Here is a 17,245-nt window from a genome sequence, read left to right on the forward strand (position 1 = left end):
TTTATATTAATTCCAAAATATAGATTATAATGACTTTTTGTAATATTTGTTTTTTAAGCTATAATATTTACTTTTTCAAGGCTTATATATATAATCTTTTATATACTTACGGAGGTGATTTTATGCAAGACATTATTTATATAACTGGTCATAAAAACCCTGATTCAGATTCAGTATGTTCAGCAATTGCTTATGCTGAATTAAAAAGAAAGCTTGGATTTAATGCTACTGCTGCTGTACTTGGTGAATTAAACAGGGAAACTGAATTTATATTAGATTACTTTAAAGTACCAAAGCCCATATTATTAAAAACAGTAAAGACTCAGGTATGTGATTTGAATGTTGATAATCCAATACCTGTATCCCCTGATGTATCAATTAAAACTGCCTGGATGTTAATGAAGAAAAATAATATTAAAACTCTGTCAGTAGTTGATGATAACGGAAGATTAATAGGTATTGTTACATTATCCGATATTACAAACAAATACATGGATATCCTTGAAAATAACATAATATCAACAAGTAAAACACCTCTTAGAAATATTATTGAGACTTTAAATGCGAAACTAATAACAGGAAGCAGTGAAGACTTTAAAACAAGCGGCAAAGTAGTCGTTGCTGCCATGGCTCCAGAGCAGATGAAACCTTTTATTGATGTTGGGGATATAGTCATATCTGGCAACAGGAAGGACAGCCAAAAAGCAGCATTAGAATACGGTGCAAACTGTATAATAGTAACAGGAGATTCTAAAGTTGATGATGAAGTAGTAGAAATAGCCAAAAAGAAAAAATGTATTATTATGACAACACCAAACGATACATTTGCAACTGCAAGGCTTATAAATCAGAGTATACCTGTAAAATATATTATGACAACAGAAAATATAATTAGTTTTGAAACTGATGACTTTGTAGATGAAATAAAAGAAAAAATGCTTCAAACAAGGTATAGAAGCTACCCTGTAGTTGATGAAAATAATAAGATAATAGGATTTGTTTCAAGATATCATCTAATTTCACAAAACAAAAAGAAAGTAATACTTGTAGATCATAACGAAAAATCACAATCGGTTAATGGAATAGATGAGGCTGATGTTCTAGAAATAATAGACCATCATAGAGTTGGGGACGTACAGACAGGAAAACCAATATATTTCAGAAATGAACCTGTTGGTAGCACAGCAACAATAGTTGCAAATATATATTTTGAGAATGGAATAAGGCCTTCTAAAAGTATTGCCGGTCTTTTATGTGCCGCTATAATATCTGACACATTAAATTTTAAATCACCAACCTGTACCTTTGTAGATAAGCATACTGCTGAAAGACTTGCCGAAATATGCAATATTAACATTGATGAATTTGCAATGAAAATGTTTAAGGCTGGAACATCTCTTCATGGGAAACTTCCAGAAGAAATTTTCAATCAGGATTTTAAAGAATTTAACTTTGGGAAATATAAAATAGGAATAAGCCAAGTTAATACCATGGACACAGAAAACATTGCAGACATCAAAAATTCACTAATTGAATATATGGATAAATTATGTAAAGATAAAAACTATAATTTAGTAATAATGATATTAACAGATATAATAAAAGAAGGTTCTGAACTTTTATTTGTTGGTGAAAATAAAGAATTGATATCAAAGGCCTTTAATATCCAAATAAGCGGCAACAGTGTCTATCTTCCAAATATAGTTTCAAGAAAAAAACAAGTCGTACCGCCTCTTTCTAATGCAGCAATTGAATAATAAAACAAAAATGCGCTTGCTTACATATTTGCAAAGCGCATTTTCTAATTCATAACTAAATTTCTACTATCACTATCCATAAAATCTCCCCAAAAAAAATTAAAAAATTATAAGTTTGACACTTTTACTGAAACTGGCTGTTCAAAAATCCCTCGTTTTACTTCAGTTGCAGTTATATGGCTTGCCTTTAACCTTTCTGTAAGATAATTACATGCATCCCAAGGATTAATTTTATCTCCACAAGTAAATACATCAACAGCGGCATAACCAAGCTCTGGCCAGGTGTGTATTGTAAGGTGTGACTCTGAAATAACTACAACACCACTTACACCCATTGGACTAAACTTATGAAAAGCAACCTCTCTAATCTCTGCTCCTGATGAAAGCGCTGAATCGACCATAATTTTTTCAATTAGTTCTCTATCATTTAGTATTTCTGAATCACATCCATAAATTTCTGCAAGAATATGACGACCCAATGCGTTCATTCTAATTCTCAACCTCCCTTAAAAAACATTAATATAGATTTAACACATCAAATAAATTGTATCAAATTTGCTCAAAATGTCAAGTAAATTTATTAAAATCCATAAAAAAATTAAATTAGAAATAAAACTTATCATTTTTTCTTAGAATATCTTCATCTTTTATATCAATATTATACTCATTTTAATTTATTATATGCCAGCATTCATAAATTAGCCTTAATTTTTATAACAAAATTTATACCTTTAGGTAAAATTCCTAAAGGTATAAATTTCTATTATTCAACATCTTTTAACGATAAACTTACTCTTTTTGAAGCAGTATCAATATTAATTATTTTAGCTTTTACAATCTGTCCTATTTTAACTACTTCTTGAGGCTTGTTTATTCTCTTTTCTGAAAGTTTTGATATGTGTATCAAGCCATCAACCCCTGGAATTATTTCTGCAAATGCTCCGAATTCAGCAAATCTTAATACTTTTACATCAACTATATCATCAACCTTGTACTTTTCAATAAATTCCTCCCATGGCTCTTTACCAGCTCTTTTGATACTTCCTGTAATCTTCTTATCCTCTCTATTTACTTTAATTACAATAAATTCAACAATATCTTTTTCATTTAACACTTCCTTTGGAGTTTTAATTCTCTTCCATGAAATTTCTGAAATTGGTATGAAAACATCTACATCTCCAACGCTAACAAAGACACCAGATTCAATCATAGACTTTACTGTACCCTTTAATGCTTGTCCTTCTTTTATATTTTCAAAAAATTCTTTTACTCTCTTGTCTTTCTCCTGCTTTATTATATCCTTTCTTGATACAACAATCTCAACATCATTCTTTTTCTCTTTTATATCAATTATCTTAACTTTAAGCTTCTTTCCAAGGTATTCCTTAATATCCTCATCCTTTGATAATCCGACCTGTGAAACTGGCATAAAGGCTTTAACATCTCCATACTGACACTCAAGGCCGCCCTTGTTTTCCTTAGTTACTATAACATCAATATAATCTTCTTTTTCCTTATATTCATAAAGCTTATTTATAAACTCATCTTTTTCTAGAGCTTTCCTGCTTACTAATACATTTCCTTCTCCATCATTTAGCTTAATTACTTGTAAATCATAAACATCTCCAACTTTAAATTTCTCTTTGAGGTTAACAGGAAAGTTTGATGCTTCTTCAATTGGAAGTATTGCATCGGATTTATAACCAATATCAAAGAATACTTCCTTATCATTTACAAGAAGCACTGTTCCTTTAACTATACTATCTTCATAAACTTCGTTATATCCTATAAAATATGCATCCATTTCAGAATTTTCATTTGCAATTATATTTTCCTTTTCCACTGTTTTATTCTCCTTTTTAACTTTAATATTTTGCTCGTTATTTATTTTGCTTATACTATTTAATTTATCTACGACTTCTTTTATTACATAATCTGGAGTTGAAGCTCCTGCCGTTATCCCTATGCTGCTTGCATTCTTTATAGAGTTAAAATCTATTTCATCTACACTTTCAACAAATAACGTCAAAGGACAGTTCTCACTGCATATTTCATATAGTTTCCTTGTATTTGAGCTTTCCTTTCCACCGACTACAATCATTACATCAACTTTTTTTGAAAGTTCTTTTGCTTCCGTCTGCCTTATTTGTGTAGCATTACATATAGTATTGAAAATCAGCATCTCCTTTGAAATGCCAATAAGATTGCATATTATGTTTCGCCACTTTTCTTCATTGAAAGTCGTTTGAGCTACAATACATACTTTTTCTATATTCTTCGGAAGGTTATTAACATCTTCTACAGTATTTATAATAATTGCACTGTTATCACACCAGCCATTAACTCCTTTTATTTCAGGATGCTCTCTATCTCCTATTATAATAATTTTATATCCTAAACTATATTTTTCTTGAACAATCTTATGTATATTCTTAACGTAAGGGCAAGTAGCATCAACTATAATTGCATTTTTGGCTATAAGGCTATCATAATCTTGCTTTGAGATACCGTGCGATCTTATTATAATCTTTTGTGAATCTTCGATTTTTGAAATATCCTCAATTAAGTCTATCCCTTTTGATTTTAAATCCTCAATTACCTGCCTGTTATGTATAATAGGCCCTAATGTAGCAGCTTTTTCTCCTTTTTCAGCTACTTCCTGTGCTTTTTGAACAGCATTTTGAACGCCAAAACAAAAACCAGCACTTTTAGCAATGAATATTTGCATATTAATCCCCCTTAAAACTATCTAATCTATTACTATCCGTAAAATCTAACTTATTAATTTAGTTTTACGTTAGTATCTCATATTTATAATTGATGAAAAATTGGTTTCATTTTTTCAAAAGTACAAAATTCTTTAAAACCTATTTTTTTCAATTCATCTTTCACAATCTGAATATTGTGTCCAATATCTTCATCTTTATGAGCATCTGATCCAATCGTAATAATTCTTCCTCCTAAATCTTTATATAACTTTAAAATATATTTAGAAGGTGTTAAATCAGCTAATTTATATCTGAAACTTGATGTATTTACTTCAATACCCTTTTCATGTTCAATTACATGTTTCAATATCTCAATTATTAATTCTTTTACGTTTTCATCAGGGTACTCTCCAAATTTATCATATCTTTTTATCATATCCAAATGCCCCAATACACTATATTCATCATATTTCTTTATTACTTTTAATATTTCTTCATAATATCTTTCATTATATTCTTGTTGAGTTTTTCCTTCTTGGAATTCATAAGTCCAAAATTCTTTATTGTCTACTTGATGGCAAGAAAGAATAACAAAATCAAAGTTATATTTATCAAAATCTTCTTTGAATTTTTCAATAGTATCCACTTGTATACCAAATTCTATTCCAAGTTTAATATTTATTTCATTCTTATATTTTTCTTTACATCTTTGAAATTCTTTAATATAAGCTTCATAATTACAATTTAAATCTGTTTTAACTCCATAATCAACATGCTCAGTAAAACAAATTTCATCAATTCCAAGTGATATTGCTTTTTTAATTTCATCCTCCATTTCACAGGTAGAATCATCACTGAAATTGCTATGCACATGATAATCTGCAAACATTGTGTTATCCTCCTTAATCCTTGAGTTCATACAGTTTTTGTATAACCATTTGGCTTAATTCAAAGTAATCATCGTTTGTCATTTTTTCCTTTTTATATTTTGTAAAATCAATAGGTTGTCCATATTTTATCTTTATCTTCGAAAATAACCTATAATTTCCTGTAATGAGAGTTGGTATTACTACCTTACCTGATTTTATTGCAAACATTGCAACCCCAGGGTTTGCCTTCCCAAATTCACCTGTCTTTACTCTTGTCCCCTCTGGGAAAAGCCCTATAATCTTTTTTTCTTTTAAAAGCTTTAATGTTAGCTTAATAGCATTCAAATCTGCTTCTCCTCTTCTAACTGGATAAGCTCCTAAAGCTGTTAAAAACCTCCTTAAAAATGCATTTTTAAACAACTCTGCCTTAGCCATATACCTAATTTGTTTTGGACATGTTATTCCAACTACAATAGGATCAAACAATGAAAAATGATTAGGACATATTAATGCTCCATCATCCATTGGTATATTCCCTACACCTTCAACTTCTATTCTATAAATCGCATTAAATATTATCCAAGCTATATTTTTAATAAAATTATAGAACATAATCTCACTCCCGTTTGTTTACGATTGAAAGTATTTCATCAACAACTTCGTCTATAGATTTTGATGTTGTATCTACTTCAATTGCATCATCAGCTTTCCTTAAAGGATTAACTTTTCTTGTAGAATCGATTCTGTCTCTATTTTCTATATCCTTACATACATCTTCAAAGGTCACGTTACTTCCCTTTTCTATCATTTCCTTATATCTTCTTTTAGCTCTTTCTTCTACTGAAGCTGTAAGAAAAATTTTATAATTAGCGTCTTTAAGTACATTAGTTCCAATATCTCTTCCGTCCATAATAACACTTTTTTTTGCTGCCATATTTTTTTGAATTTCAACAAGCCTCTGCCTAACATAAGATTTTGCTGCAACATCCGAAACTTTGCTGCTAACTTCAATAGTTCTAATATCCTTTGAAACATCTTCTCCATCAAGATATATTCTTCCATTTATAAAATCAATTTCCGTTTCTTTTAACATACATTCTATTGCATCATCATCATTTAAAGATATACCTTTCCTAATTATTTTTAGTGTTACAGCCCTGTACATAGCACCAGTATCTATATATTCTATATTTAGTTTTTCAGCTATAATTTTTGAGATAGTACTTTTTCCAGCACCAGCCGGTCCATCTATTGCTATTATCAAATTTCTCATAACATCCTCCATCAAAAAATCACAATATTATATATTCAATACTATTTTAAAAATTCCTTCAACGTAAATTAATAATTCTATAAATCAATTCTTAAATACTTTTATTCTTCTTTTTTACATGTAACATCTTCCATCATAGTTAATAAAATAAATCTTAACAGTTTAAACCTGCACAGTAACCTGTCGAAAAAGCTATTTGTAGATTAAAGCCACCAGTCAAAGCATCTACGTCTAAAAGCTCCCCTACTATATAAAGTCCTTTTACTATTTTTGATTCCATAGTTGAGGGGTCAATCTCCTTTACGTTAACTCCACCAGCAGTAATTATTGCCTCTTCGATAGGCCTTGTTCCTGTTATTGTGATTTTAAATTCTTTAAGCAATTTAACAATGTTTTTCCTTTCATCTTTAGTTATTGAATTAACTTGTTTTTCTGCATCTATACCTGAGAGCTTAATTACAACAGGAATTATCTTTGAAGGTAAAAGCTCATTAAGAGAATTTTTAAATTGCTTATTCTTAAACATTTCAAAATCCCTAAGTATCCTTCTATCCAGCTCATTATAATCTAAAGCTGGCTTTAAATCTATTAAAACTTCAACTTTTTGAGGAAGTATGTCTATTATTTTCCTACTTGCTGATAAAATTATAGGTCCCGATACTCCAAAATGAGTAAAAAGCATTTCTCCAAAATCTTTATAGACTATTTTATTTTTATGTTTAACGGATATTTCAACGTTTTTAAGCGAAAGCCCCATAAGCTCCTTTACCCATTCTTCTTCTGCTATTAGAGGAACAAGTGAAGGTCTTATATCTATTATGCTATGTCCTAACTTTTTAGCAAAATAGTACCCATCTCCTGTAGAACCTGTTAAAGGATAGGATTTACCACCAGTTGCAAGTATTATAGAATCACACTTTATTTTTTCTCCTCCTTCAATTTCAACTCCCCATATTTTTCCTTTAAAATCAATAATGTCAGTAACTTTAGTATTTAGCATTATTTTTACATTGTTCTCATTCAAATACTTTTCAAAGCATTTTATAATATCACTTGATTTATCAGACTCTGGAAATACCCTTCCTCCTCTTTCTACCTTCAGCTTAACCCCCTTATCTTCTATCATCTTCATCAAATCGTAGTTTGAAAATGTATAAAGGGCACTGTACATAAAATTAGCATTGGTAGTTATATTTTTTATTATCTCTTCAATATCTTTATCAGTAGTTATGTTACATCTTCCTTTTCCTGTAATAAAGAGCTTCTTACCCAATTTTTCATTTTTCTCAATGAGTATAACCTCTTTTCCTCTTTTTCCTGCAATAATAGCTGCCATCATGCCAGCAGCTCCACCACCAACAACAACTACACGACTCATATCTCTATCTCCTTTAAATGGCAAGTATCATTTATTAAAAGTATGTCATAACTTTCCCCATCATATTCAAGTATATTAAGTGATGTATTATCCTGCCTTATTTTATGTATATTTGTAACTTCCATACCCATAAGAACTGAAAGCATTACCTTTATTGTAATGCCATGAGATACAATCAATATATTCTTTTCTTTATTTTCATTTAATATTTTTTCTAATTTACCAATTGCTCTTGAAACTATATCCGGTATCTTCTCTGCATTAGGAATAATTGCAAGATGAGGGCTTTTTCGCCATACATTATAAATATCATTATACTTTTCTTGAATTATATTAAAGTTAAGTCCTTCCCAATCTCCAAGACTTATTTCTCTAAACTCTTTGCATTTTTCAACTTCCTTGTTATGTTCTTTAGCTATAATACATGCTGTTTCATAAGCTCTTTTCAAGTCACTTGAATAAAACAAATCTATATTCTCATCCTTTAATCTTTTAGCAATGGCCATAGCTTGTACTCTTCCCTCATAAGATAAAGGTATATCATTACTGCATCCCTGGGCACGTTGAATTTTATTCCATTCGGTTTCTCCATGCCTTACAATATATATCTTTGACATAACATTACCTCCACAGCTTATAAATTATAACAATAATAAGAATAACATAATTTATTATCATAAAAAAGTAAAAATGTATAAAAAAGAACCCTCTTACGAGGGCTCTTTATATTTATATTTAATAATTTCCTTGTGCATACATTGCATCAGCAACTTTAATAAATCCAGCGATATTAGCGCCTGCAACAAGGTTGTAACCAAATCCATATTCTTCAGAAGCTTTTTTGCAGTTATTGAATATATTTACCATAATCTGATGAAGCTTTGCATCAACTTCTTCAGCAGTCCAGGATAATCTCATGCTGTTTTGTGACATCTCAAGTGCTGATGTTGCAACTCCTCCAGCATTTGCAGCCTTTGCAGGGCCAACAATAACACCATGCTCAATAAAATACTGAACAGCTTCATTTGTACATGGCATGTTTGCACCTTCACATACAAATTTTACTCCGTTTGCTACAATGGCTTTTGCATGCTCTAATGTTATATCGTTTTGAACAGCACATGGCATTACTATGTCAACTTTAACTCCCCATGGCTTTTCTCCTGGGAAGAACTGAACACCAAATTTATCGGCATAATCCTTTACTCTTGCACCTTTGTTAACTCTTAACATTTCTACTAAGTAGTCTATTTTCTCTCCTACAACTCCATCTGGATCATAAATATATCCATCTGGACCTGATAAAGTTACTACCTTACCACCAAGCTGTTCAATTTTTTTACAAGCACCCCATGCAACATTACCAAAGCCTGAAAGTGCAACTGTCTTTCCTTCAAAGCTTTCTCCTTCATGTTTTAACATTTCCTGGCAGAAATATGAAACTCCATACCCTGTTGCCTCTGGCCTTATTAAACTTCCTCCATAGGATAATCCTTTTCCAGTTAGAACTCCGTTTTCAAAAACTCCTTTTATTCTTCTATACTGTCCATATAAATATCCAATTTCCCTTGCTCCAACTCCTATATCTCCTGCAGGAACATCAATATCAGGGCCTATATGTTTATATAGCTCTGTCATAAAGCTTTGACAAAATCTCATTATTTCTCCATCAGATTTTCCTCTTGGATCAAAATCAGAGCCTCCCTTACCTCCTCCTATTGGGAGTCCTGTCAAAGAGTTCTTTAATACCTGTTCAAATCCAAGGAATTTAATAATTCCAATATATACAGAGGGATGAAATCTTAATCCTCCTTTATATGGTCCTATAGCTCCATTAAACTGAACTCTGAATCCACGGTTAACCTGTACGTTTCCTTCATCATCAACCCATGGAACTCTGAAAATTATCTGTCTTTCTGGTTCACAAAATCTTTCAAGCAAGTTTTCTTTGATGTATTCTGGATGTTTTTCTAATACTGGAGTCAGAGAACTTAAAACTTCCTCAACCGCCTGCAAAAATTCTGGTTCATTTGGGTTTCTCTTTTTAACCCTTTCAATCACTTGACTAATGTACTCAGCCGGGGTAAGATTTTCCTTTGCCATATAAAAGCCTCCTCAATAATAAAAATAAAATAAAAATTCAATTCACAATTTCATTATGAATTAATAATTGTTTTTTTTCAACACCAGAATACTATATTATTCAAGTTTTAATTCAAATTATCACAGTTTTCTTTCACTTTTCTCTATTTTCTAATCCATTTCATATATTACGAATTGTCTGATAATTATTTAACTATTATACATCATTAGTTCCCCTTGCCCTATAGGTATATATATTATATTCTTCCCATATATTTTCAAGAGTTTTAAAGGTTTCAGATATGTTCTCCTTTTCCCTTAAGCCTACTGCTACAATTAATGCGTTTATAAGGCTAAGTGGCGCAACAAGAGAATCAACAAAAGAAGCCATATTGCTTTGGGCTATTAAAGTAAGATCCGAATAGGATGCCAAAGGTGATAAAAGGCTATCAGTTATGGCAACTACTTTCGCACCTTTACTGTTTGCGAATTTTAAGGCTTCTACCGTTCTACTTGAATACCTTGGAAAACCTATACCAATTACCATATCCCCCTCTCCAACTCTTAGGAGTTGTTCAAATATATCGCTTACTCCATTTGATACAACTTTAACATTATCAAGTATAAGTCCAAGATAAAATCCCAAAAAATCCGCAAGAGCCTGTGAACTTCTAAAACCAACTATATAAATTCTTTTTGCATTAAATATTTCATTAACAACGCTATCAAAAATGCTGCTATTAATCTTTTCTAATGTAACCCTTATATTTTCCATATCGGCCTTCAAAACGCTTTTTAAGGCATTTTCTTCACTTATAAAATCACTTGATATTTCAATTCTTTGAACAGCCGTCAGCTTATTTTTTATTAACTCTTGAAGAGCTGTCTGAAGCTTTGGATAACCACTAAATCCAAGTTCATTAGCAAATCTAACTACTGTTGATTCACTAACCCCTACTGTATTTCCAAGTTTTGCAGCAGTCATGAAAGCAGCTTTATCATAATGCTTTAGAATAAACTCAGCTATAAGCTTTTGCCCTTTGCTCATCCTTGGAAATCTAATTTGTATAAGTTTCATAAGATCATATTTATTGTTGCTTAAGTCTTTTTCCATGACATCACACCTCATATCTAAAAATAAAGAATTCTGCAAGAAAATTTATTATGAATTTCTTTTTTGCATGTTCATTTTATCATTTTTTTCATATATTTGCAATATATCCTTCAAATTATTTCAGGTGTGATTCGCTTGTATCATATATTGATAAGATGTCCTTGCCATCTTTTCTTGCAAGTCCGAATATTATACCCCTTTGTTTAAGATTTTTATTTAGAAAATCAACAACTTTGTACATATTCTCATACTCATCAAATTCCATTATAGCAATTAGTTTTAAATTCTCATGTTTAATATTCATGCTAAACCTCCCTAAACCATTGTGAAACGTCTTTAAGTATTTTAAAATTTGTAAGATCATAATGAAGAGGTGTTACCGTTACAAATCCCCTTTTAATATTATATACATCTGTGTTTTCCTCATCAATATCATTAGGTGTACCTGTTAAGCTGTATCCTATCGTACCATCTTCCATAGCTGACTCAATATAGCAGTTTTGATATATCCTGTTCCCCAACTGACATACCTTTATTCCTTTTATTTTATCCCTATCAATAGGAGGAACGTTTATATTAAGAACTATATCTTCTGACATATTATTTTTAACAGAATATCTTAATATTATCTTTGCATACTCAGCAGCAGCTCTATATATATTTCTATCTTGAAAGTCCAAAGTTTCATCATATCCTAAAGACACTGCTATAGAAGGTATTTTATAAATTGCGCCTTCAATAGCAGCAGATACTGTTCCAGAATAAATTACATCTGTGCCAAGATTATACCCCTGATTTATTCCTGATATTATTTTATCAAACTTATATGATGAAATTTTGTCAATTGCAATTTTAACACAATCAACTGGCGTACCATCAACGCTAAATGCCTTTGATTTTATTCCTTCAATCTTTACTTCTCTTATAACAAGAGGTCTATGAAGTGTAAGTGAATGCCCGCTGGCACTTCTTTGTTCACTTGGTGCAACTACAATAACATCATTTTCCTCCTCTATTTGCTTAACAAGTGTATGTAACCCAGGTGAATTTATCCCATCATCATTTGTAATCAGTATTCTCATATATATACCTCCATTTTATATATCATATTTATTATATATTTATATTTAAATAAACATACTAATTGTATGCTGTATTTTATTGAAAGGGTGCATAATAATGATTCAAATAGACGACGCAGGAAGTGGAAGCCTTGTTGGAGGAACTATTATTGGAATAATACGGACTGAGACATTAGATTATTTTTACGACATAATTCCTATTGAATTATTTAAAACTCCATATTTTGAAGAAAAAAAATATAAAGATTATTGTATTAACATAATAAAAGAAGGCTTTGAAAACTTAAAGGTTTCAAAGGATGAAAATGTTCAAATTTGCCAAGGTTATATATTTGACAAGGCAAGGGATTATTTAAAAGAAAAAGGATATAATTTTTTAAGTGTAAAAATCTCTGAACCACTTCAGAGCATTATAGAAGAAACATTTATGGACTATGCAATAGGCCTTGGCATACCATTAGACTATCTCCAATATACTAAATATCCTTTTCATTTTCATAGGCTTTTAAAATGGGTTTTAGCTGATTATAAAGAAAGACAAAAACTTTGTAAAACCGGATGGAACAGCTATAAAAAATACAGCTCAGTAAAAACCGAGCATTATACTGATTATCTTTTTAGCCCTAACTTTAGATGTTTAAAATGTGGTAATATAATAAAAGTACCATCTAAAGTCAGCGTAATTAGATTTATAACAAATAAAGAGTATTTTATATATCTTCATGAAGGCTGCTATTCTTCTCAATAGCAATAAGGCAAGGTGCTTCCTCCCTATTTATAAAACTTACTTCCATTATTGAATATTTTTTGGGGCTTAATTCCTTCAAATATTTTAATATATATTCCCTTTCTTTTTTGCCTTCCTCATGGGGATAAGCAACTATTGTAATCAAACCTCCAGGCAATAATAGTTTTAAGCCCTTTTCTAAAGCTGCTATAGTAGTTTCAGGTTTTGTAACTATATTTTTATTACCTTTAGGAAGATATCCAAGGTTAAACATTACTGCCTTTACTCCATCAGTTATATATTTATCCATATTTTCATGTCCATCATTAATCAGTATAACATTGCTTATATTATTTTTCTTTAATATTATGTTAAAATTATCTACTGCCACCTTTTGTATATCAAAAGAATATACTTTTCCATATTTTACTATACCACTTAAAAACAAAGTATCATTTCCATTTCCAAGAGTAGCATCAACAACTATATCTTCACTATTTAGTTTTTTTTCGATTAAATTCTTAGCCATGCCAGTAGCTTTTATAATTATATCAAACATCATATACCTCCTTTGGTATTTTAAAATATACTATTGTACCTTCTTCAATGGAACTTTCAATTTTAAAATAAGTATTTTCTCCATAGAGCCTTTTTAACCTTTCCCTTGTAATTTTAAGCCCAAAGCCAGATTCCATCTTTAAAACCTTTTCATATTCTTCCCTTGTCATTCCTACGCCTGTATCCTTTATTATAAACTCAACAAAGTCTTCATTCTCTTGTGCGTTTATATAAATATCTCCACCTATTAGTTTTGGAGAAATACCATGTTTTATTGAATTTTCAACTAAAGGCTGAAAAATAAGAAATGGGATATACATATTTATTATATCTGAAGGCAAATTAATATAAAGATTAATATCATTAGAATATATTATACTTGCTATTGAAAAATATATTTTTAATAGACTTATTTCTTCATTAAGTTTTATTATTCCTTCATTATTGTTCATAATACTTTTTAAATAAGTATTAATATTCACAAGAAGCTCATGCGACTTTATTGAGTCTATGCGACAAAGTTTTGCAATAAAGTTAAGCGAATCAAATAGAAAATTATTATATATTTTTTCTTTATTAAGTATGAAATATAAGGAATAATCTTTAATCCTTAAAACTCTCTTTCTCTTCTTTATAATCTCGTATTTTTCTTTTATAAACTCAAGTATATACTTATACATTTTTTTAATCAACCTACCACCCCTCATTATATCTTTGTTTTATTTATAATGTTTTTATTTAATTTTAATTACAAATTACACAAAAAAGTTCAGGATGCTCCTGAACTTTTAAAGGGATTTTATATATTCTACTTCTGACTTTGTAAGATATCTCCACTGCCCTTCCTTAAGATTTCCAAGGCTTAATCTACCTATTTTAATCCTTTTTAAAGCAACTACAGGATGACCAATTGCATCACACATCTTTCTAACTTGCCGGTTCTTTCCTTCATGGATAGTTATTTCAACTTCGCATAGCCCTCCTTTTACATTAAGTATTTTAATTTCAGCTGGTGATGTAATATAATCATCTATTTTAAGCCCATTTTTAAACTTTTCTATTTCATCCTTACTGGGAGTTCCCTTTATAATTGCTATATAGACTTTGTCAATCTCTTTTGAAGGATGAGTCAGTTTAAAAGCTACATCTCCATCATTAGTCAATATCAAAAGACCAGAAGTATCATAATCAAGCCTTCCTACTGGATAAATTCTTTCTTTTATCTTTACAACATCAAGTACTGTTTTCCTATTATATTCATCTTTTGCTGAAGTTATTACTTCAACAGGTTTGTTTAACATTATATATATCTTCTTATCCTTTGGTTTTATTACTTTCCCATCAACTTTAACAATGTCCTTTTCATCATCAATTATAGTAATGTCAGTTATTTTTTTATCATTAACTTTTACTCTCCCTTGAAATATTATTTCTTCGCACTTCCTTCTTGATGCAACTCCACATCGTGCCATATATTTTTGAAGCCTTTCTTTCATCACAACACCTCATAAAAAAATTTCTGTTTTTAAATTATAATTCAATACTCAAATAATGGCAATATTGTTATTTTGTCTGTTTGAATAAACAAATTATTAACAAATATAAAATTTCAAAATCCTATTATTAATCTTTATTTTTATATTTTACTTTGAGCAGTATACCAAAATTTTTTAATGCATATAATATATTGCAAGTTTTGTTTTTAATAATTTCATATTTGTACTCATGTATACCATGGTTGTTTTCGTTAATTTATTTACCTAAATTTATCATACTTATAATACATTATTGATATTAACTTTATCAAAATATATTTTAAAAACTTAGGAAAATATTCTTTATTTTTGTATACAATCTTGCTATAATTATTAATGTAATTTAGATTTTGCAATTTTTATTTTAAAATATTGCATTGGAGGTTATAAGATGAAAAAAGAGTTCTCATTAAGTAATGATAAGGTTATGATAAATTTTACTGCCAAATATTGCGATACTCCTGAAAAACTTTTAAATAGTGAAGGCTTTAACAGATTCCTTAAGGCTTACTTAAAAAAAATAGAGCGAAAAAACAGTGCTATATATAAATATTTAACCGAATGCTTTAAAATTTCTGATATGGATTTTATAGAAAAAGAAATGGTAAAAGTTTTTAAAATGTTAGTAACTCTGAGCGTTTCTGAAATAATAGAATTAAATCCTTTATACAAACCACTTTTAACACAACCAGAAAATTTTACTGACATGGTTGAAGACTTATACAGGTTCTGGAGGCGACTTGAAAGGTATACCATAATTTCAGACAACAAAACAAACGAGGGACTTCAAAACGTTAGCTTTATTGATGCTAACACTCAATTCTCAACACTTATTTTAAATCTTTACAGAAAAATAAGTGAAAACGTAAGCAAAATAAGACCTAACGTCTACAGACAACTTCCTGCAGGTGCTAACGCTGCCCTTGTACTAACACATTACAATTGGCAATGTCCTGATGAATATAAAACTTTAATGGAAATACCTTTTATTGAAACAATATCCCTTGATCCTCCCTTTATTGCTTATCCAAAGAAAAACACAAGGGAAGGATTCTTTAGCGAAATATATTATAATCCTCTTAAAGATTGCACAATAAACCCCGATCACTGGTTCTGCTATCCTGCAAAAGTTGGAAGCCTTCTTGCTTTCATATACTTTCATAGGGATTTTATGTCTCACGGAATATCACTATGCAATCTTTTTGAACTTGCAACAAAGGAAGAATGTATTGGAGCAAAACCTGATATTATCTATGTATTTGGTGCAAGAGATATTTCACAAAATGTAAAAACTGTCTTCTTTGATGATAATACAAACAACATAATGATGGGATATGTTAGTTATGGGGATGCTATAGATTATTTTGGATATATGAAAAAGATGACCTTAACACTTCATAACCTCATTATGATAAAAAAAGGTTATCTACCAATACACGGAGCTATGGTAAGCATAACATTAAAAAATGGAAGACATTCTAATATCATAATTGTAGGAGATAGTGGTGCTGGAAAGAGTGAAACTCTTGAAGCCTTTAGAAGCCTTAGTGAGGATTATATAAGCGACATGATAGTAATATTTGATGACATGGGAGTTATTAAGCCAAATGGCAATTACAAGCCCCTTGCTTATGGAACTGAAATAGGTGCCTTTGTAAGGCTTGATGATTTAGATCCTGGTTATGCTTTTAGGGAACTTGATAGAAGTATATTCATGAATCCAGATAAGGTTAATGCAAGACTCGTTATTCCTATTACAAGCTATAAAGACATAATGAGGGGTTACCCTGTTGATATGTTCCTTTATGCTAACAACTATGAAGATGTAGAAGAAAACATGCCCTATCTTGAATTTTTCAGCGATACTGATAAAGCAATTGAAGTATTTAAAGCTGGTGCAAGACTTGCAAAAGGAACAACCTCCGAAAGGGGACTTGTTAAATCCTATTTTGCTAATCCATTTGGTCCATATCAAAGGCAAAAGGAAACCGATATACTGCTAAATGAATACTTTGAAATGTTCTATAAGACAGGTGTAAAAGTAGGTCAAATTAAAACTTGCCTTGGAATACAAGGCAAAGAGAAATCTGGCCCTAAGAATGCAGCATTAAAGCTTTTTGAAGAAATAAATAACTTATAAAAAAAGAATGCCTTAAATAAGA

The 17,245-nt window shown here is 30.2% G+C and carries 17 protein-coding genes; 3 read left to right on the forward strand and 14 right to left on the reverse strand.

Annotated features, from left to right (window positions below; all coding sequences use genetic code 11):
- Positions 1 to 122: 122 nt before the first annotated feature.
- Positions 123 to 1,757 carry a putative manganese-dependent inorganic diphosphatase gene (locus FDN13_RS02260; protein ID WP_138978695.1) on the forward strand — a complete coding sequence of 545 codons (1,635 nt, stop codon included), beginning with the start codon at positions 123 to 125 and terminating at the stop codon, positions 1,755 to 1,757.
- A 107-nt stretch (positions 1,758 to 1,864) separates the two neighbouring features.
- Here the strand turns inward: FDN13_RS02260 and speD are convergent, their stop codons facing one another.
- The 11 genes from speD to surE all read right to left on the reverse strand — a co-directional run bounded on the left by speD (position 1,865) and on the right by surE (position 12,263).
- The gene (gene speD, locus FDN13_RS02265; RefSeq protein WP_138978696.1) at positions 1,865 to 2,245 is read right to left on the reverse strand and encodes an adenosylmethionine decarboxylase; all 381 of its coding nucleotides are present in this window, start codon (positions 2,243 to 2,245) and stop codon (positions 1,865 to 1,867) included.
- Positions 2,246 to 2,520: 275 nt separating this feature from the next.
- Positions 2,521 to 4,485, reverse strand: coding sequence for a bifunctional 4-hydroxy-3-methylbut-2-enyl diphosphate reductase/30S ribosomal protein S1 (locus tag FDN13_RS02270; protein WP_138978697.1), 1,965 nt, complete (start codon positions 4,483 to 4,485; stop codon positions 2,521 to 2,523).
- Positions 4,486 to 4,568: 83 nt separating this feature from the next.
- Positions 4,569 to 5,354 carry a histidinol-phosphatase HisJ family protein gene (locus FDN13_RS02275; protein WP_138978698.1) on the reverse strand — a complete coding sequence of 262 codons (786 nt, stop codon included), beginning with the start codon at positions 5,352 to 5,354 and terminating at the stop codon, positions 4,569 to 4,571.
- 13 nt (positions 5,355 to 5,367) lie between these two features.
- Positions 5,368 to 5,946 carry a lysophospholipid acyltransferase family protein gene (locus FDN13_RS02280; RefSeq protein ID WP_138978699.1) on the reverse strand — a complete coding sequence of 193 codons (579 nt, stop codon included), beginning with the start codon at positions 5,944 to 5,946 and terminating at the stop codon, positions 5,368 to 5,370.
- A 4-nt stretch (positions 5,947 to 5,950) separates the two neighbouring features.
- Positions 5,951 to 6,607, reverse strand: a complete 657-nt coding sequence (gene cmk / locus FDN13_RS02285; RefSeq protein WP_138978700.1) for a (d)CMP kinase — start codon at positions 6,605 to 6,607, stop codon at positions 5,951 to 5,953.
- 154 nt (positions 6,608 to 6,761) lie between these two features.
- Positions 6,762 to 7,985, reverse strand: a complete 1,224-nt coding sequence (locus tag FDN13_RS02290; protein WP_138978701.1) for an NAD(P)/FAD-dependent oxidoreductase — start codon at positions 7,983 to 7,985, stop codon at positions 6,762 to 6,764.
- Positions 7,982 to 8,602, reverse strand: a complete 621-nt coding sequence (locus tag FDN13_RS02295; protein WP_138978702.1) for a histidine phosphatase family protein — start codon at positions 8,600 to 8,602, stop codon at positions 7,982 to 7,984. Before FDN13_RS02295 ends, FDN13_RS02290 begins: the two co-directional genes overlap by 4 nt.
- A gap of 118 nt (positions 8,603 to 8,720) precedes the next feature.
- The gene (gene gdhA, locus FDN13_RS02300) at positions 8,721 to 10,088 is read right to left on the reverse strand and encodes an NADP-specific glutamate dehydrogenase (protein WP_138978703.1); all 1,368 of its coding nucleotides are present in this window, start codon (positions 10,086 to 10,088) and stop codon (positions 8,721 to 8,723) included.
- Positions 10,089 to 10,284: 196 nt separating this feature from the next.
- Positions 10,285 to 11,181: a MurR/RpiR family transcriptional regulator gene (locus tag FDN13_RS02305; RefSeq protein WP_138978704.1), complete on the reverse strand. Its 897-nt coding sequence runs from the start codon at positions 11,179 to 11,181 to the stop codon at positions 10,285 to 10,287.
- Positions 11,182 to 11,296: 115 nt separating this feature from the next.
- The gene (locus FDN13_RS02310; protein ID WP_138978705.1) at positions 11,297 to 11,485 is read right to left on the reverse strand and encodes a DUF4264 family protein; all 189 of its coding nucleotides are present in this window, start codon (positions 11,483 to 11,485) and stop codon (positions 11,297 to 11,299) included.
- 1 nt (position 11,486) lies between these two features.
- Positions 11,487 to 12,263, reverse strand: a complete 777-nt coding sequence (gene surE, locus FDN13_RS02315) for a 5'/3'-nucleotidase SurE (protein WP_138978706.1) — start codon at positions 12,261 to 12,263, stop codon at positions 11,487 to 11,489.
- Between the two features lie 97 nt (positions 12,264 to 12,360).
- On the opposite strand from surE, the gene FDN13_RS02320 reads away from it, so the two are divergent.
- Positions 12,361 to 13,011 carry a hypothetical protein gene (locus FDN13_RS02320; RefSeq protein WP_138978707.1) on the forward strand — a complete coding sequence of 217 codons (651 nt, stop codon included), beginning with the start codon at positions 12,361 to 12,363 and terminating at the stop codon, positions 13,009 to 13,011.
- Here the strand turns inward: FDN13_RS02320 and FDN13_RS02325 are convergent.
- From FDN13_RS02325 to FDN13_RS02335, 3 genes are all read right to left on the reverse strand, one after another.
- Entirely contained in the window at positions 12,974 to 13,549 is a 576-nt protein-coding gene (locus tag FDN13_RS02325) for a tRNA (mnm(5)s(2)U34)-methyltransferase (protein WP_138978708.1), read from the reverse strand. The two genes, FDN13_RS02320 and FDN13_RS02325, sit on opposite strands and share 38 nt — an antisense overlap.
- Positions 13,542 to 14,240 (reverse strand): sensor histidine kinase, encoded by a 699-nt coding sequence (locus FDN13_RS02330; RefSeq protein WP_168190040.1) that lies wholly within the window; start codon positions 14,238 to 14,240, stop codon positions 13,542 to 13,544. The genes FDN13_RS02325 and FDN13_RS02330 overlap by 8 nt, the downstream gene beginning before the upstream one ends.
- 96 nt (positions 14,241 to 14,336) lie before the next feature.
- Positions 14,337 to 15,044: a pseudouridine synthase gene (locus FDN13_RS02335; RefSeq protein ID WP_138978710.1), complete on the reverse strand. Its 708-nt coding sequence runs from the start codon at positions 15,042 to 15,044 to the stop codon at positions 14,337 to 14,339.
- Positions 15,045 to 15,474: 430 nt separating this feature from the next.
- Between FDN13_RS02335 and FDN13_RS02340 the strand changes: the two genes are divergently transcribed.
- Positions 15,475 to 17,223: a phosphoenolpyruvate carboxykinase gene (locus FDN13_RS02340; RefSeq protein WP_138978711.1), complete on the forward strand. Its 1,749-nt coding sequence runs from the start codon at positions 15,475 to 15,477 to the stop codon at positions 17,221 to 17,223.
- Positions 17,224 to 17,245: the final 22 nt, after the last annotated feature.

The organism is Caloramator sp. E03, assembly GCF_006016075.1.
In the GTDB taxonomy this organism is placed as follows: Bacteria; Bacillota; Clostridia; order Clostridiales; family Caloramatoraceae; genus Caloramator_B.